This window comes from Shewanella livingstonensis (assembly GCF_003855395.1).
In the GTDB taxonomy this organism is placed as follows: domain Bacteria; phylum Pseudomonadota; class Gammaproteobacteria; order Enterobacterales; family Shewanellaceae; genus Shewanella; species Shewanella livingstonensis.
In genome coordinates this window covers 1,287,331-1,304,865 of record NZ_CP034015.1, presented here as the reverse complement: position 1 = coordinate 1,304,865, position 17,535 = coordinate 1,287,331, and the positions used below count along the sequence as shown (strand labels likewise).

General features: G+C 43.4%; 13 protein-coding genes. 7 read left to right on the top strand and 6 right to left on the bottom strand.

Features of this window, described 5'->3' with window-relative positions:
* Window positions 1-7: 7 nt before the first annotated feature.
* Together EGC82_RS05655 and EGC82_RS05650 are read left to right on the top strand one after the other, a co-directional pair.
* Complete coding sequence (locus EGC82_RS05655; RefSeq protein ID WP_124729894.1) at window positions 8-385, top strand: DP-EP family protein; 378 nt, start codon at window positions 8-10, stop codon at window positions 383-385.
* A 536-nt stretch (window positions 386-921) separates the two neighbouring features.
* Window positions 922-2,031, top strand: coding sequence for a sensor domain-containing diguanylate cyclase (locus tag EGC82_RS05650; protein ID WP_208646931.1), 1,110 nt, complete (start codon window positions 922-924; stop codon window positions 2,029-2,031).
* 40 nt (window positions 2,032-2,071) lie between these two features.
* Here the strand turns inward: EGC82_RS05650 and EGC82_RS05645 are convergent, their stop codons facing one another.
* A complete protein-coding gene (locus EGC82_RS05645) occupies window positions 2,072-3,229 on the bottom strand; it encodes an alkane 1-monooxygenase (protein WP_124729893.1) in 1,158 nt (385 codons plus the stop codon).
* Window positions 3,230-3,239: 10 nt separating this feature from the next.
* Window positions 3,240-3,569, bottom strand: a complete 330-nt coding sequence (locus EGC82_RS05640; protein ID WP_124729892.1) for a 2Fe-2S iron-sulfur cluster-binding protein — start codon at window positions 3,567-3,569, stop codon at window positions 3,240-3,242.
* Between the two features lie 423 nt (window positions 3,570-3,992).
* Here EGC82_RS05640 and EGC82_RS05635 point away from each other — a divergent pair, with 423 nt between their 5' ends.
* Window positions 3,993-5,039 (top strand): AraC family transcriptional regulator, encoded by a 1,047-nt coding sequence (locus tag EGC82_RS05635; protein WP_124729891.1) that lies wholly within the window; start codon window positions 3,993-3,995, stop codon window positions 5,037-5,039.
* Window positions 5,040-5,049: 10 nt separating this feature from the next.
* Here the strand turns inward: EGC82_RS05635 and EGC82_RS05630 are convergent, their stop codons facing one another.
* Both EGC82_RS05630 and EGC82_RS05625 read right to left on the bottom strand, forming a co-directional pair.
* Window positions 5,050-5,958 (bottom strand): bile acid:sodium symporter family protein, encoded by a 909-nt coding sequence (locus tag EGC82_RS05630; protein ID WP_124729890.1) that lies wholly within the window; start codon window positions 5,956-5,958, stop codon window positions 5,050-5,052.
* 133 nt (window positions 5,959-6,091) lie between these two features.
* A complete protein-coding gene (locus tag EGC82_RS05625; RefSeq protein WP_124729889.1) occupies window positions 6,092-6,910 on the bottom strand; it encodes a class II aldolase/adducin family protein in 819 nt (272 codons plus the stop codon).
* 91 nt (window positions 6,911-7,001) lie between these two features.
* Here EGC82_RS05625 and EGC82_RS05620 point away from each other — a divergent pair, with 91 nt between their 5' ends.
* From EGC82_RS05620 to fdhF, 3 genes are all read left to right on the top strand, one after another.
* Window positions 7,002-7,928, top strand: a complete 927-nt coding sequence (locus EGC82_RS05620) for a LysR family transcriptional regulator (RefSeq protein WP_124729888.1) — start codon at window positions 7,002-7,004, stop codon at window positions 7,926-7,928.
* 129 nt (window positions 7,929-8,057) lie between these two features.
* Complete coding sequence (locus tag EGC82_RS05615) at window positions 8,058-8,774, top strand: oxidative stress defense protein (protein ID WP_124729887.1); 717 nt, start codon at window positions 8,058-8,060, stop codon at window positions 8,772-8,774.
* Between the two features lie 512 nt (window positions 8,775-9,286).
* Window positions 9,287-13,489: a formate dehydrogenase subunit alpha gene (gene fdhF / locus EGC82_RS05610; protein WP_124729886.1), complete on the top strand. Its 4,203-nt coding sequence runs from the start codon at window positions 9,287-9,289 to the stop codon at window positions 13,487-13,489.
* A gap of 200 nt (window positions 13,490-13,689) precedes the next feature.
* Here fdhF and EGC82_RS05605 read toward each other — a convergent pair whose 3' ends face one another.
* Together EGC82_RS05605 and EGC82_RS05600 are read right to left on the bottom strand one after the other, a co-directional pair.
* The gene (locus EGC82_RS05605) at window positions 13,690-14,544 is read right to left on the bottom strand and encodes a universal stress protein (protein ID WP_124729885.1); all 855 of its coding nucleotides are present in this window, start codon (window positions 14,542-14,544) and stop codon (window positions 13,690-13,692) included.
* A gap of 32 nt (window positions 14,545-14,576) precedes the next feature.
* Window positions 14,577-16,067 carry a SulP family inorganic anion transporter gene (locus EGC82_RS05600; protein WP_124729884.1) on the bottom strand — a complete coding sequence of 497 codons (1,491 nt, stop codon included), beginning with the start codon at window positions 16,065-16,067 and terminating at the stop codon, window positions 14,577-14,579.
* 543 nt (window positions 16,068-16,610) lie between these two features.
* Between EGC82_RS05600 and EGC82_RS05595 the strand changes: the two genes are divergently transcribed.
* Entirely contained in the window at window positions 16,611-17,462 is an 852-nt protein-coding gene (locus tag EGC82_RS05595) for a sulfotransferase domain-containing protein (protein ID WP_124729883.1), read from the top strand.
* Window positions 17,463-17,535 lie beyond the last annotated feature (73 nt).

The following is a 17,535-nucleotide window of genomic DNA, read 5'->3' as shown; positions in this document are numbered from 1 at the left end:
GAATATAATGTCAAACACTCAAGGCCAAGCAACGTTTTTTAATCTCACTATCACCCTAAACGACAAAGAAGTGCCTGTATTTACTTATACCAACCTGGATGGCACAGATGTATGTGGCAATGTCGTCGTTAACCAATACAGCACCATTTCTTACCAGCTAATTGATAAAACCGGTAAAGGGCTAAAATTTGTTGGTGCGGCCTTCACCACACCTTTTGATAAAATTATTGATGCGATTACCATTAGCAGCGATGGCACATTAATTCAATTAACCGATTTAGATAAAACACCAGGTAATACCGGCTTTCAGTTTGTATTATCAAACAGCTGCAATACCTTGCAGGTACTCAGTCCCGATCCTGAAATCGTCAATCACCCAAACTAAACATTAAATAAACCTAAGATAAAAGTTCAGGCTTGCCCTGAGCTTTTATCTTGTTCAATATCATTAAAACAACCAATAATTAAACCTTGATAAAACGGCTAGTGTGATCCATTAACATCACCTGAGGTTGGAGTTATCTTTTACCCGTTAACCGAACTCAAAAACCAATCATTTCTCAATAGCCCAACGAGCAAACGCCTGCCAAATAACGGTCTCGCTACCTCCCAGTAACGGCTTACTATCTGTCAACGATGCAACCAAATATAGCCATAAAAAAGGCTGTTTCGGCTAAGAAGACTATCGATTCTAAAGAGACAAATCCTAAAACCCAGCAACAAAACCGGCTTACATCCAAGGTACATGCAATAGCGTCAACTCAATAACAACCAATTTATACTATAAAAAGAAACTTTAAACACAAATAAATCAACAGGTTAAAATAAGAAGATTACCGAAAGGTTAAAAACCGCTATTTCTAATAGAGTGTTTGACATCAACAAGGGGTTACCAATACCAAACGCTTAAGGGAATGCACCATGTTTACCAATGATAAATTAACTGAACTCAATAACACGATTTCTCGTGTGACTAAATTAACAAACTCATTCGCTAAATTTCCTGGCGGGACAAAAAAACAAATTTTAAATAACGTCCAAATCCACGAAAATACCATGTTAGAAAATATGGCCACTGCCGATAATAATGGTCAAATGACGGCGGCAGAAAACGTGCAAATTACCACCTTGCTCAATGTAATTGGGGCCATTTCTGAAGCCATTTTTGTGATTAATTCCGCCGGTGTTATTGAAATGATTAACCCATTGGCGGCTAAATTATTTGGTGCCCCGAATGAAATGTTAATTGGCCAAACCTGGACCGATTATCTACAAAGCCCTTTTAAAGATGAGTATCAATCTTTATTTTCTTTGTGGAATAGTGCCAGCGATGAGGCCAATAAAGTGACTCAGTTTAATCATGGTCCTAAAGAAATTATTATTAATCGCGCCGACAGCACGTTACTCGAAGCAGACTTATCATTGTCATGTTTACCGTCGATGCAGATAGGATCTGAGCCGTTATTTATAGGCATCATGCATAATCTCACTACGCATAAAGCCGAGTACAACAAACTGCGCCACTTAGCCCATACAGACAAATTAACCGGCCTTGCCAACCGTCACGCTTTTGATGATGCCCTGCAAACCAACTGGAACGACAGTATTAACCACGACCAACCGCTGTGTTTAATCATTATCGATGTCGATTATTTTAAAATGTTTAATGACCAGTATGGTCATGTTAACGGTGATAAATGTTTGCAAAAAATTGCTCAAGTACTGGCAGAGGTGCTCCCGTCTAACAATGCGATGGCTGCCCGTTATGGTGGTGAAGAGTTTGTGGTCATTTTGCCCAACAGTAATCCGTTAACAGCAGAATACATTGCCAAAAATATTCAACGTCGTATTAACCAGTTAAGCTTTACCGATATAGGGTTACCTGCACAAACCAAAATCAGTGTTAGCCAAGGTATAGCCTGTGAACGCAGTGGCCAATACCGCACGCCAACCGCACTGGTTTGCGCAGCAGACACAGCACTTTACCGCGCAAAATCAACAGGCCGTAACCGCATTAATATGAGTAGCTAATATCTATTAGCTACTAAACAATCATCAAACAATCAAAGGGTTAACAACACGCTTGATAAGCGACTATGCCACTTTGTTGATTAGCTTGCTGGGCCATATTATATTCAGCTGGCGTGGCAAAATGTGCATCCCAATGTTGTAATTTAGGCAGCATAAGTCGATGCCACAAAGGCGGAATAAGAGTTAATACAAAGGTGCTAAGGTAACCGCCAATCATTTGCGGTGCATCGGGATAAGGCGATAACTGATGATAAGGCAACTGCCCTTGGGCGTGATGATGTGAATGTCGGGTTAAGTTAAACATGGCCCACGAGCTTACCCGCTTATTGGTATTCCAGGAATGATGGGGTTTTACTGGCGAATTAAGTTCGCGAACCAAACCATAATGCTCCATGTAATTGACTATCTCTAAGGTCGCTTTAGCCCATAACGCCATTAATACAAAAAAGCTTAAGCCCTGCCAACCCGCAAGCCAAAATACCCACATCATAATCACTAAGCTCATGGCGTAGCCTCGTAATGCTTTATTGTGCCAACTCCACACCGCAAGCTGTTTACGCACGAGCCTTTGCTGCTCAATGTGCCACGCACTAATATTGCCCTTAATGGTCGAAATAATAATATGGGCATAAACACCACGACCACGAGGGGCGGTAGCAGGATCGTTCAAGGTACTAACGTATTTATGGTGGCCATATACATGTTCAATGGCAAAGTTAGCATCAAAGCTAAATGCCAATAACCAGCGTCCAATCAATAATGACACTGGCTCCCAAGTGCGATGCGTTAGTTCATGGCCAGTAATGGTTGCCATTACGCCAACCACTAAGCCTAAGTAAACCACCATCACCCCATATTGAAGTACACTCGTGTTTTGACGCGCTTGCAAGGCATCATAGCCCGTTAAACTGTTTACCCATGCACCATATTGCCCGATATCTTGACTGGCAAACTGCCAGCAACACACAAACACCAATATCACGGTTAAAGGCAATGCCAACCATAACTGCCACGTCAATAAAGTCGGAAATCGATAGTTTGGTGTGCACACATCGTCACCCAACAACATATCGCCACCTAAGTACACGGCCACCCAAATGGCAAACCCCATACTGATGTACGACTCACCTAGGGTAATACTGGCAATGGCGATCAGTGCCATAAGGTGAAACGACATAAACTTAAGATACTTAAACATGACTGTCTCCTCACTCTTGCGGCTCATCGGCCAACTGGCGTTGACGCAGATTAACCTTAATATTAATCGCAGATTTAGGTACGCTTTGACAGGCCAAAATCATGCCTTGAGCTATGGCCTTAGCTGACAATACATAAGCACTGTCGGTTAACTGCTTAACCTCACCAGACACTAACTGGCACCGACAAGCGCCACAACTGCCTACCTGGCAATAATGGGGAAAAACAATATCGGCTGCCAGTGCCGAAGCTAAAACGGTTTGTTTTACGCTGGCTTGCTCAACCACAAGGGTGTCATTAATGGTTAAGCTCACAGCTTTGGCGGAAAACATCGACAACATAAGTAATCCTTTAAAGGTTAAAGGGTCACTTTACGTCAGCAGACAAAATAGAAAAGAGGGATAAATAGACATAAAGGGGTCATTAATAGACAAGCACCGACAAATCCGTTACAACTGATGAATAGGATTGATATATACCCAAACAACCTGAAGATGCTCGATTTCAGCAAGAATTTACACGCGTTTAGACAAGGCATTGATTGCGGGTAATGGTGTCCCCTTTCCCAAATCAGCTAAATTAACAAAAGCCGCAGCATAAACGCGTGTAAAACTTGCCCTTTGGGAGTTTCACCGTGCTTCCCTGATTATTAAATCAAGAGCGTTGTTACGTTAATTTATAAGGTACCTACATTACCGCATTAACGCGCCTAGTATTGAAAACACGGTGAAGCTCTGAAACACGTCTCTTCAAGTTGATTGGGTATGAAAGCGATTGATAAGGATGCTATGCAGCCACTGCCGATTTTTTATTTAAACCAAGTTTATCAACAACTGCGCCTGTGGGGCTGTGATGTTAACATTTGGTTGGTGCATAACGGCATCACACTTGAGCAATTACAAGATCCACACTATCAAGTGAGCTTTGATGATTATCAACGCCTCATAAACTCTGCCATTCATCTTTGCGCCAGACCAGAACTCGGCTTGCATGTCGGCAATCGTATAGGCATTAACACTCATGGCATGATGGGTTTCGCCATGCTTAACAGCAGTACACTTAAACAAGCTATTGATACATTGAAGCAGTTTATTAACACCCGCACGCCACTGGTAAAGATTAATACCCACGAAACGGCCAACACTACGGTTGTAACCCTTGAAGAAATACACCCGCTGGGAATAATACGGCAACCCTATATGGATGCATTGCTGGTGACGATTGCCAAATTGCTACAACAACTCATGCCGCAACTCACGCCGCAATCGACGCCGTTATGCCAAGTTAACCTCAACTTTTCAGCGCCCACTTATTGGCAGCAATACGCGGAATTATTTAAAGTGCCGGTGCATTTTAATCAAGCCAACACCCAGTTAATATTAACTCAAGCATCAATGACGCAACCTCTTGATATGGCCGACCCGAGTTCGTTTATGCAAGCCAAACAATGGTGTATTAACGAACTTGAGCAACTTAACGGCCAACAAAGTTTAAGTGATAAGGTGTATCAATATTTACTCCAAAGCCCAATACCATTACCAAGCTTAAGTGACACAGCGGCGCATTTTCACATGACGCCCCGTACTGTTCATCGCCATTTAAGCCAACAACAAAGTAGCTATAAGCAAATTATCGCGTCGGTAAACCACCATATTTCAAAGCAATACTTGTCACAAACCAGTGGCAGTATTAAGCAGTTAGCTTATCAATTGGGCTATGTTGATGTGGCTAATTTTCGGCGGGCATTTAAACGCTGGCAAGGTACCACCCCAAGTGAATATCGCCAGCAGCAAAAAACATCTAAAATATAAACCTCAGCGGTTAACGTGAGTCGCGAGTTTGAGCTTGAACGGCTGTATGTTTATCCGAGCGAATGTAACTGGCATAAGCAATCAGTAATCCGGCGCCAGCATACATGGTTAAACTGTAAACCCCTGCGACCACAGCATAGCTAGGAGCTTGCAGCAAACTAATGCAAATTAACATTGCCATTGTAGAATTTTGCAAACCAATCTCTATCGCCAACGTTAAGGTATCTTTATGACTGAGCGCGAGTAATTTAGCGCTTATTACGCCAATAAACATGGCGCCAAAGTTAAGCAGCAAACACGCGATAAACACCTCGTTAAAGGCCTCTACAATAATTGCATGCTCTTTGATCACCACTCCGATGATCATCAGTAGCAAAAATACTAACGCAAAGCGCCTAAAGTACACCTCAACTTTTATCGCCCAATCACGAAAGTAACTGCGCGCAAGCATGCCAAATACTATCGGTAATAATGTGATGACCAGCAATCCCAATGAAATACTGCTTAGTGACACATCAATGGGGGCACCGTTAGCACTATTTGCAAAGTGACTCAGCGAAAACTGAATCACAAATGGCGCCGTTAACACGCACACTATGCTGCTTATGGCCGTTAAGCTAACTGACAAGGCCAAATTCGCTTTGGCTAAATGGCTCACTACATTTGAGGTTGTACCGCCAGGGCACGCTGCCAAAATCATCAAACCAACAGCCATCGGCGTAGAAAGATCCATTGCGACACAAATGCCAAAAGCCAGTAACGGCAGTGCAATAATTTGCCCGACAAAACCCGCCACAATAGGCGCAGGAGTCTGCCAAAGTCGTAAAAAATCGAACCGAGTTAGACTCAAGCCCATACCAAACATGATAAAGGCAAGCGCCAACGGCAGCAGTACTTCAGTAATAATCGAACCTGTCATAGAGATGCATCCTGACTCGCTGAGCTGAGCTAGCCTAAATTAAACTAGATTAAACCAAGTTAAGCTAGGCTAACTAAGCCAAACTAAGCCAAACTAAGCTAGCGAGTGTGGTTAAAAATCAAACTGATGACAACTAGTCTAAAAAGCTATTATCTTGGGCGTGTACCACTTGATACATAGGCTGAAAATTCCCCCAAGTCACCAAGTCAGACCCATTCATTTGGCGGGTTTTGGTGGCAATTTCATGACCAATCAATTTAACGTCACCAGCTGCCTGCGCCAGCAATTGACTATGGCAACAACTGTCTAACATCACAAAATTAGCGGTAGCGGCATCAACCGACTTACCTACGGTTAATAAACCATGATTTTGTAAAATAACCGCAGCATGGCCTTGCAGCGCCTCTGCGATCATATCGCCTTCCGACAAGTCAGCGACTACGCCAGTAAAGGTGCTAAATACACCGTGGTTTTCATAAAACATACAGGCGTCTTGTGAGATGGGTTTAAGCAACTGTCCTAATGCTGAAAAGGCACGACCATAGGTAGTATGGGCATGGGCCACAGCATTCACATCTGGGCGAGCATGATGAATACGCGAGTGAATCGCAAACGCGGCATTATTAATCGCATGTTTACCCTCTAAAATATTGCCTTTATGGTCAACACGCACTAAATCTGATGCCTTAACCTTGGAGAAATGCACCGCCAATGGGTTAACCCAAAACGATTCTGGGTCAATACAATCACGCAAGGTAATGTGGCCAGCCAAGCCTTCATCAAATCGATAATGAGCGAATACTCTAAAAGCAGCGGCTAAGCGCTGTTTTTCGAATTGTTGCTGCTGGTGTTTGTTATCAAATTTAGGTGGCAATGGCATAGGGTATTTATCGGTACCTATAGTCATTTTTTTAATTTGTTGGGCTTGTTGTTCGTCATGTGAAGTGGTCATCTGGAGTCTGCTTTTATGAGTTTAGTTTGACTTTAATTTAACCAAGCCTAAAATAAACTCAAATGATACTAAATCATAGATAACTATTAATATGCTGCATAGTAAGATTGATTTGAATTTATTCTTGGTCATGACCACCGTTTATCAGCAAGGAAGTATTACTGCCGCCGCAACTAAACTGCACTTAACTCAACCAGCGGTAAGCCATGCTATAGCACGATTACGCGATAAATTTAACGACCCATTATTTGTGCGTCATGGCCGTAAAATGGTGCCAACGGCCTTGTGCCAAAAAATCATTCCTGATGTGCAACAAGCAATGAATTTGCTCAATAACAGCATATCAAACCCTGCCCCATTTGATATTCAACAACACAAAAGGGAAATAAAACTGGGCTTAAGAGATATTTTAGAGTCGATGTTTTTCCCGATATTGGTGCCAGACTTACTTAAAAACACCCCTAATCTCACGGTAAACAGCCGTCAAATTAAGCGTACAGAACTCGAACCCGCATTAGCGCAGCAAAACCTAGATATTGTCATTGATGTGCTGATGCCAACCCATAAAGATATACGCAGTAGCTTAATTTGCCACGAAGCCTTTTCGCTTATTTGCCGTAAAGATCACCCAATATTGCAACAGCTTACGCTGGAAAATTATGCCAAAGCATCACATGCGTTAGTCAGCCTAAAAGACTTTGCCATCGATACCGTCGACATGGCTTTAGCAACCCAAGGCATCGCTCGTAATATCGCCTTGCGTTGTGAACACTACTTTGCCGCCATCAATGTTGTCAGCCAGTCAGACATGATAATGACCATGCCCAATAGCTACGCCATGTTACTGCAACAATCTATGCCTATTGTAGTGTCACCGTTGCCCTTTGAAGTGCCCGATTTAGCCGTGCACATGTATTGGCATCAACAAGCCCAAGAAGATCCGGTAAACCAATGGATAAGAGATAAATTACTTACTATTTCAGCACAACTTTTCACTCAAAATAAAAATAAACAATAAAAATAAACAATAAAACCCTTTTTTAATTTAGCACCGTTTACACTGATAACAGACCCATTTTAACCTGTGTTAACACAGTATTAAGCGCGGTTAAAGACAGCAATTAAGCTAACCATTAGCGGAGTCATCATGAATAAAACATTACTTACTCGCATTATCTCAGGCGCTTTATTTACCTTAACCGCCACCAGCAGTTTATCGACAGTGCAAGCGGCAGAGTTAAGCTTCGCTCATATTGAAACCGTGGGAACCAGTACCATTGAAGCGGCTGCAGACATGGCTATCATCAATGTTCAAGTATCAGTAGAAGCCGATAGCGCCAAAGCGGCAAAAGATAAAGCCGACGAAGCGGTTAGCCAATTTATGCAGCGATTACTCAAAGCGGGTATCGACAAAAAGCACATTCAAAGTGCTAACTTACAACTCAATCCGCAGTACATGTATGTGCAAAATGAACCGCGTAAACTCACGGGCTATAACGCTAGTCGTCAAATGACCATTACCGTAATCGACCTTAACAGTTTAAATGAATTACTCGACAGCGCTTTGGTTGAAGGGATTAATAACGTTAACAATATTGAACTTAAATCGAGCCAAGAAGCCGATATTATTGCCCAGGCTCGCCAAGCAGCCATTAACGATGCCAAACAAAAAGCACAATCACTCGCAAAAGGCTTTGGTGAACAAATTGCTGGGGTATGGCAAGTAAGGTACTTTCCGCAACAAGCCAATCAGCCAGAAATGTACCGCGCCACGATGAAAGTGAGTGCAGATGTAGCACAAACCTATCAACAAGGACAAGTTGCGATTAGCGACCGAGTTGAAGTGGTTTTTAGACTGAAATAATATCTAAATACAACTGACAATAATATTTGAAATAACGACCAAGAATAACAATTTCAATTACAATTTCAATTAACAGGCTGAGCAAATGTCGCTCCGCCTGTTAATTCACCTCTAGCAGTATCAACAATACTTCCGCAAGTCGTACGTTTAACTGTTCATAATGACGAACAACCGAACAAAACCTCTCATTTTATTGCTACAACCAACAAAATAAAAAGATCCAAACAATTGTTTATTAAACATTAAATTTATATTTCTCATTTATTAATAGCAAAAATGATCTGAGTCACATCGGTAAGTCGCGGCTCAAATTAAACTGGGTAAATAGAAAGAGGCTGTTACTACGCCTTTGGACACCCAAATAGGCGAGTAACACTAATACTAGAGCCAACATCACAACCCTAATAGACATACTTTGCCTGCGCAGTCATAGCCCAATAAAGTCCCATTTGGCGCATTATTAAAGGCATCAAAACCTAGCCAGTGACTCAACCTAATTAAAAGGTCTTACCATGATTGATATCACTATCGACGGCATATCGCTAGCGCTTCCCCAAGCAGACAACTTGTTAAAAGCGGCCTCTAACGCCGGTATTAATATTCCCAGCTTGTGTGACTTTTCCCACAACCAGGCCAAGCAGCACTGTAACTTATGCCAAGTACAAATCAAAAATAATGATGGCAGTTTACGCTGTGTTCGCGCCTGTGAAACACCGCTTGAAACGGGCTTAGAGGTCATTACCCAATCAAGCCACTTAAGCCATCTTCGTCAACAAGCACTCAAAGATATTCTAAGTGATCACTTTGCTGATTGTGAAGCACCTTGCCAAACCGCTTGTCCTGCCGGCGTTGACGTGCAATCGTACCTGTATCATATCGCTAGAGGTGATCATAAAGAAGCCGTCAAAGTTATCAAACAAACCTTACCTTTGCCCTTGTCTATAGGCCGTGTTTGCCCGGCTTTTTGTGAAGCCCAATGTCGCCGCGCACTGGTAGATGAACCTGTGGCGATTCGCCAATTAAAACGTCATGCTGCTGACCTAGATTTAGACGATGCAGAGTCTTATGTTCCGCCAAAGGCACCAGCCACCAACAAGCGCATTGCCATTATCGGCAGTGGCCCAGCAGGACTCACCGCCGGTTATTATTTGTCTAATAATGGCCACGATGTCACCATCATGGAATCGGCTGAAAAGGCAGGAGGCTGGTTACGTTATGGTATTCCAGAGTACCGCTTACCCAAAGATATTCTAGATAAAGAAATTGAACTGCTCACCCGTAACGGACTAAAGATTAAAACTGGATGTGAACTAGGTCGCGATATCAATCTTCACGATTTAGTCGCTAATTATGATGCGGTTTGCCTCGCCATTGGCGCACAAAAAGCCGTGCCAATGAATTACCCTGGCAGTGATTTAATCGGTTGTTATTTAGGTGTGGATTATTTACGTGATTATTGCACCGACAAAAAACTCATTACAGGCAAAAAAGTAGCCGTGATTGGTGGCGGTAATACTGCGATTGATTGCGCCCGAACGGCTGTACGCGATGGCGCCGATGTCACCTTAATCTATCGCCGTAGCCGTGATGAAATGCCAGCAGAACCCTATGAAATACTTGAAGCCGAAGAAGAAGGGGTTAAGTTTCATTTTCTTACTAATCCTATCGAAAACCACAGTGATAGCCAAGGCCGAGTTAAATCAGTCACCTTTGCGAAAATGGCACTCGGCGAGCCCGATGGATCGGGTCGCCGCTCTCCCAAAGCGACCGGAGAAACCTTTGAGGAAGCCTTTGATACCGTAATACCCGCAGTATCTCAGCAAGTAGATTTAGCCTTTTTAGATCAACCAGAAAATCAAATAGACACAGGCCAAATAGCCCTCACCCGCTGGCATACCTTCCTTGGCTGCGAGCAAACCATGTCTGCTGGGGTGGAAAAACTGTTTGTTATTGGTGATTCTCGCACTGGCCCAGGCACTGCCGTTGGGGCTGTGGCAGACGGCCGAAAAGCCGCTGAAGCCATTGAAGGATTATTAACTGAAGGCTTAACCTGTCATTTACAACAAGAAGATTTTAACTCAAGAAAAGCCGACAAAACCGCTTCATTGTCTGCTAAACAATACCCTGACTTATATCCCGAGACAGTGAAACGTGCACGCTTAAAAATGCCTGAGTTAAATCAATTAAATCGAGTGCTTAACTTTGCCGAAGTGGAACTGGGCTTTGTTCCCGACGCCGCAATGAAAGAAGCCATGCGCTGTTTAGAATGTGCATGCCAAGCCAATACTGATTGTAAGTTACGCGATTATGCCACCGAATATAAAGTTGACGGCAAAACACTGGATCAAACTCAGGCGCGTAAATTTAAAGTCGATAACAGTGCACCTTTTATTACCTTTGATGCCAATCGTTGTATCAGCTGCGGTGCGTGTGTTGAAGCCTGCCATCTACAAAGTGGCCATAACGTTATTAACTTTGAAGCCAATAGCTATCAAGCGCTACCCGATGCTGCTACAACAGGCATTAGCCGCAACGCCCCTCGTGTTGGCTTTACTGCGTCGATGAATGACAGCGATTGTGTGCAATGTGGCAACTGCGTGCAAGTTTGCCCTACTGGCGCTTTGGTTGATGCCCGCGATAAAACCCAAGGCACGGATAGAGCGTTAACTAAAACCTCCACCGTGTGCACATATTGTGGCGTCGGTTGCCGGGTTGAGTTGCATGTAGACCAAAGAAAAAATCACGTTATGCGTGTCACCGGTGACACTCACTCGCTGGTAAATGAGGGCATGTTGTGTGTAAAAGGGCGCTCTGGTTTTGACTTTTTAAACAGTCCTAAACGCCTTACCACGCCATTAATACGCAAAAATGGTCAACTGCAACCCGCCACTTGGAGCGAGGCTATTAGCTATATTGCTCAGCAACTACAACCGATTAAAGATGCCGCTGGGCCAAGCAAGTTTGCGGCATTGTCTTCTGCTAAATGCACCAATGAAGAAAACTATTTAATGCAAAAGTTCACCCGTAGCATTATGGGCACCAACAACATTGATCACTGCGCACGATTATGTCATTCATCGTCTGTCGCAGGGCTATCCGATACCCTTGGCGGCGGGGCTATGACTAATGATATTCCCAGCATTAAAGACTCAGATGTGATTTTTATCATCGGCTCAGATACCACCAGCGCCCACCCTATTATCGCCTCGCATATTAAACGAGCCGTTAGCCAACACGGCGCACGCTTAATTGTCGCCGATCCAAAGAAAACCACTATCGCAGATAGTGCCCATTTATATGTATCACATAAACCTGGCACAGATGTGATGTTGCTTAATGCCATCATGCAGCAAATTATCATCAATAACTGGCAAGACATGCACTACATCAATAGCCGTATTGAAGACTATGAATTGCTCAAGCAAGAAGTGATGAAGCCTGATTACAACTTAGTCAATGCAGCATTAATTACTGGTGTAAATGCCGAAGACATTGCCGCTATGGCTAAAATGATTGGCACAGCAAACAAAACCGCCTTGTATTATGCCATGGGAATTACTCAACATACCTCAGGTTACGACAATGTAGTGTCCACCTCTAACCTGCAATTACTGTGTGGCAACATAGGTGTAACGGGTGGTGGACTCAATCCATTGCGCGGCCAAAGTAATGTTCAAGGTGCCTGTGATATGGGCGCGCTACCTAATTATTATCCGGGTTATCAGCAAGTCGATAACCCACTCAATAACGTTAAATTTGCCAAAGCTTGGGGCAACGCTACGCTTAACTCAGAGATAGGATTAGCAGCAACTGAAATCATGCAGGCTATTGTTAAAGGCAAGCTCGATGCTTTGTATGTATTGGGTGAAAATCCAGTGCTAAGCGATCCGGACCAAGCTCATGTGGTTGCGGCGCTGTCTACAATCAAGTTTATGGTAGTGCAAGATATCTTTTTAACCGAAACAGCCCAAATGGCCCACGTGGTATTACCTGCGACCGCCTTTGCTGAAAAAGAGGGTCATTTCACTAATACCGAACGTCGGGTACAACAATTACGTGTCGCGTTAACCCCTCCGGGGGATGCGATTGTAGACTGGAAAATTATCCAAATGATTGCCAACAGCCTTGATGCTAATTGGCATTACCACAGCACCAAAGATATTTGGGATGAAATTAACCACGTCACCCCGCAATATCAAGGTCTGACTTGGCAACGGCTTGAACACAAAGTAGATGGTTTACAATGGCCATGCTTTGATGAAAACCATCCTGGCACACCGATTTTGCATACCGAAACATTTTTACGCGGTAAAGGCAGAATGATGCCCGTGAGTTATCGACTACCTGCTGAAATGCCCGATAGCGAATATCCTTTAACCCTTTCAACAGGTCGTTTACTGGAACAGTTTCATACTGGCACCATGACGCGCAAAACCCCGGAACTGGATATTAAAGGCTCGCCCAGAGTAATGATTTCGGTTTTTGATGCAGAGCAATTGGGCGTCAATAACGGTGATATGTTGAAACTGAGTACTCGCCGCGGAAGTATTAAAATAGCCGCCTTTGTGACTAAGCGGGCTCAGGTAGGCGTATTATTTTTACCATTCCACTTTGCCGAAGCCGCAGCCAATAAGCTGACCATTAATGCATTGGATCCCATTGCAAAAATTCCAGAATATAAGGTGTGTGCTGTTAAAGCAGAAAAGTCACTGTAGCCAAGTGTTGTTGCTTAAGCAAATACCTAGCTCGCAGCATACTAGTAGCCTAGTAGCGCTACGCTGCTAGGTCGCTGCGCGGCTAGATCCTATAAAATCAAGAACCTAGCCTCTAGCAAGACGCAAGTCCGCTCTAGCAGCGCAGCGATCCTAGCAGGACGTAGTCCGCCCTAGCAGCGAAGCGATCCTAGTCTTTTTGCTTAGCGCAACAATAACAATGGGATGTGGCTTTTACTGATCATCCGTGTCGTGTTACTACCAACAAAAAACTCACGAATACGTGAATGACCATAAGCACCCATTACCATTAAATCAATTTGGTGTGCTAGCTGGTAAGCCTCAAGAGCAGTTTGCACCTCTCCCTGACAAACCGCAGTTGTTACCTCAAACCCAGCCTCAGTAAGTGAGTCTGCAACCAAAGTTAGTTCAGTTGTAGCTTGCGACTGATTGTCAGACACCATCACTAAATGACATCCGAGCCCTTTAAGTAGTGGGCTGCTAATCACGCGCTTGAGCACTGTTTTCGAGGTGGCGCTGCCATCATAAGCAATCATAAAACGGCTTGGCATTGTAAACTCAGGCATCACCACTAAAATCGGCTGCTTAAGCGTGCGAATAACACTTTCTAAATGACTGCCAATCGCTTGCGCTTGATCTTGATGTTGCTCACCTTGACGACCAATAACCACCAGTCTGGCATCGGCTTCTTGCTCAAGCAGCGTTTCCACTAAATCCCCATGGCGCTGCAGTGTTTGCACCGTCACAGTAGGTTGCGCTGCTACAATGCTCGTTTGAGCATCTTGTAACATATATTTACCTTGTTCGAGCGCGAGTTTACTCATGCGCCCTTCAAGTTCAACCATTTCAGCAAGTAAATGCTCGCGGCTGCCAAGGCCAATATTGCCAGACAGATTTAACTCTGTCGGATAGGCAGACTTATCCAATACATGCAATAACATCACAGGGGCATTCAACTGCATAGCCGCCCACCCGCTCGCATCTGATACAGCGTGTGTAGCTTTTGAACCATCGATACAGGCAATCACATTTGTCATCAATATTATCCTTTTATGGGGTTGCTATGGGCTTAGTGACCTGACATCATTTTTTCAACGTCTTCTGGTTTATCATGCACACCAAATTTATCCACAATGGTAGCGCTGGCTGCGTTAAGACCTATTAACTCAACCTCAGTCCCCTCGCGGCGGAATTTAATCACCACTTTATCGAGCGCCGATACCGCAGTAATATCCCAAAAATGCGCCAAAGATAAATCAATAGTGACTTTTTCAACCACTTCTCTGAAATCAAATGAGTTGCTGAACTTATCTGCTGAGGCAAAAAAGACTTGGCCAACAATTTGATAATGACGGCCGGCTTCTGCGGTGGTGTCGGTGCTTTTAACCACCATAAAACGGCCCACTTTATTAGCAAAGAATAGCGAGGCAAGTAACACACCTACAAATACCCCAATCGCTAAATTATGGGTAGCGACAACCACAACAACTGTGGCGACCATCACAAGATTGGTCGACAAAGGATGATGTTTAAGATTACGGATAGAATCCCAAGAGAAGGTTCCAATAGACACCATGATCATCACGGCAACGAGTGCAGCCATAGGGATCATTTTTAACCAATCACCTAAAAACACGATCAAGATTAACAAAAACAAACCGGCAGAGAAGGTCGACAAACGCCCACGACCGCCAGATTTTACGTTGATAATAGATTGACCAATCATGGCACAACCTGCCATGCCGCCCATTAAACCAGCACCGATATTAGCAATACCTTGGCCTTTACATTCGCGGTTTTTATCACTTGGCGTATCGGTTAAATCATCAACAATGGTCGCTGTCATCATTGATTCCAATAAACCAACAACAGCAAGACCGGCTGAATAAGGGAAGATGATCATTAACGTTTCAAGGGTTAATGGCACTTCTGGCCAAAGGAAGATTGGTAACGTATCAGGAAGTTGTCCCATGTCGCCTACGGTACGGATGTCTAATCCCATGTAAACCGCAAAAATGGTTAAGCCGACAATACAAATTAAAGGTGACGGCAACGATTTACCAATAACAGGGATTAATGGGAATAAGTAAATAATACCCAGTCCTGCTGCGGTCATGGCATATACATGCCACGTCACATTAGTCAGCTCTGGTAACTGCGCCATAAAAATTAAAATGGCAAGTGCGTTCACAAAGCCAGTCACTACCGAACGCGAGACAAATCGCATTAAACTGCCAAGCTTTAAGTAACCAGCAGCAATTTGAAATATGCCCGTCAATAAGGTGGCAGCCAATAAATACTCTAGGCCGTGCTCTTTAACTAAGGTCACCATCAATAGCGCCATCGCGCCCGTGGCTGCCGAAATCATTCCAGGACGACCGCCAGTAAACGCAATCACCACAGCAATACAGAATGAAGCGTACAGGCCAACTTTGGGATCAACCCCAGCAATAATAGAAAAGGCAATCGCCTCAGGAATTAACGCTAGCGCGACAACAATACCGGCTAATAGGTCTCCACGGATGTTGGAAAACCATTCTTTTTTCATGTTTTGTATCATGTATTTTACTCTGTTTTAATGTTAGCCAATATGCCAATAACATATGATAACGCCTGATATATCAGCGTGCGTCAGCGGTGAAATTAACTCATTAATGCGACAAAATGATATTGGATAGTGATATACAACAAAAACTACCAACATGGCAGCAATTACGGACGGATCTTAACGATCCAAATAGGCAGGAAAAACTAATGCGGCTTAATATTCATTATGAAAAAACGACCTCGGTAATATGTGTAAATTAGGCTTAAAATTTATTAAACGCGCAGTGCATAAAAATGCAGCGGCAAGTATAAAGGGTTGCATAAGTAAAATCAAAACGTTTAAACAGTAACGCCACGGACACGTTTACTGGATTAAAGCCTTGTCAGAGCGGTTAAAGTGGATACAACACTCAGCTATCTCCTTTTTAATGCTCACACTCTAATCCCTATACCTACAACCCAGTAAACTTGCCATTTTGTACAATTATCGGTAGTTTTAAATTATCGGTAGTTTTACTGCATTGAAAGACCTAAAAATAATAACAAAGGATTACGGATGGGAAACATACTTTGGGTGGCCTCTTACCCTAAATCGGGTAACACTTGGGTACGCGCATTTTTAGAGAACTATATTCAAAATCAAGATCAACCGATTGATATTAATACCATGCACACCATTTCGACGGCAGAGTCGGCCGCGCATCGTTACCAGCATTATTTACCGAAAGACAAAACGGCCACCACCGAACTGACTTTAGAAGAAGTCAGTGTACTAAGGCCGCAGGTTCAGGCTGATATTGCGCATCAAGCTAATGGCACCACATTTGTAAAAACCCACAACTACCTAGGCGAATACAACGGTCATCCACTGCATAACTCCTCTGTCACATCAGGGGCAATTTATGTGGTTCGTAACCCGCTAGATGTGGCAATCTCAATGGCCAATTACTTTGGTTATAGCATCGATGAAGCCATAGCTTATATGGCAGAAGAAATGACAGGCACCCCAAATGAAGCGCCACATGTGCCGCAAATTATTACTTCTTGGTCTATGCATGTGTCTAGCTGGACTGCCGATGATGCGTCAAAGTTGATTTTACGTTATGAAGATATTTTGGATGACCCCAAAAAAGTCTTTCGAAAAGTCGAATCATTTTTGGGTTTGAAAAAAGATCCTGTCCGCCTAAAAAATGCCATTAAGCACTCTTCTTTTGCTCAATTGAAAGCTCAAGAAACCACACGCGGCTTTGTTGAAAAACACGAAAATGCTAATGCCTTCTTTAGAAATGGTGGCAAGCATCAATGGAAAACTAAGCTGACAACAGAGCAAGTACAAAAAATTGTTGATAGCCATTACGAACAAATGAAACGCTTTAAATATTTGCCCGCGGGTATGAAGCCTCTATAAAAATGAAGCGGTTTAAACACAGAACTGCCGCTAAAGCATACTGATAAAAAAACGTCCTATGGCATCTGTCATA

What these genes read in the sequence shown, in the direction of transcription:
- EGC82_RS05600 (WP_124729884.1), bottom strand. Translation starts at nt 16,067, where the DNA reads ATGATACAAAACATGAAAAAAGAATGGTTTTCCAACATCCGTGGAGAC.
- EGC82_RS05655 (WP_124729894.1), top strand. Translation starts at nt 8, where the DNA reads ATGTCAAACACTCAAGGCCAAGCAACGTTTTTTAATCTCACTATCACC.
- EGC82_RS05635 (WP_124729891.1), top strand. Translation starts at nt 3,993, where the DNA reads ATGAAAGCGATTGATAAGGATGCTATGCAGCCACTGCCGATTTTTTAT.
- EGC82_RS05625 (WP_124729889.1), bottom strand. Translation starts at nt 6,910, where the DNA reads ATGACCACTTCACATGACGAACAACAAGCCCAACAAATTAAAAAAATG.
- EGC82_RS05650 (WP_208646931.1), top strand. Translation starts at nt 922, where the DNA reads ATGTTTACCAATGATAAATTAACTGAACTCAATAACACGATTTCTCGT.
- EGC82_RS05595 (WP_124729883.1), top strand. Translation starts at nt 16,611, where the DNA reads ATGGGAAACATACTTTGGGTGGCCTCTTACCCTAAATCGGGTAACACT.
- EGC82_RS05605 (WP_124729885.1), bottom strand. Translation starts at nt 14,544, where the DNA reads ATGACAAATGTGATTGCCTGTATCGATGGTTCAAAAGCTACACACGCT.
- fdhF (WP_124729886.1), top strand. Translation starts at nt 9,287, where the DNA reads ATGATTGATATCACTATCGACGGCATATCGCTAGCGCTTCCCCAAGCA.
- EGC82_RS05615 (WP_124729887.1), top strand. Translation starts at nt 8,058, where the DNA reads ATGAATAAAACATTACTTACTCGCATTATCTCAGGCGCTTTATTTACC.
- EGC82_RS05630 (WP_124729890.1), bottom strand. Translation starts at nt 5,958, where the DNA reads ATGACAGGTTCGATTATTACTGAAGTACTGCTGCCGTTGGCGCTTGCC.
- EGC82_RS05645 (WP_124729893.1), bottom strand. Translation starts at nt 3,229, where the DNA reads ATGTTTAAGTATCTTAAGTTTATGTCGTTTCACCTTATGGCACTGATC.
- EGC82_RS05640 (WP_124729892.1), bottom strand. Translation starts at nt 3,569, where the DNA reads ATGTTGTCGATGTTTTCCGCCAAAGCTGTGAGCTTAACCATTAATGAC.
- EGC82_RS05620 (WP_124729888.1), top strand. Translation starts at nt 7,002, where the DNA reads ATGCTGCATAGTAAGATTGATTTGAATTTATTCTTGGTCATGACCACC.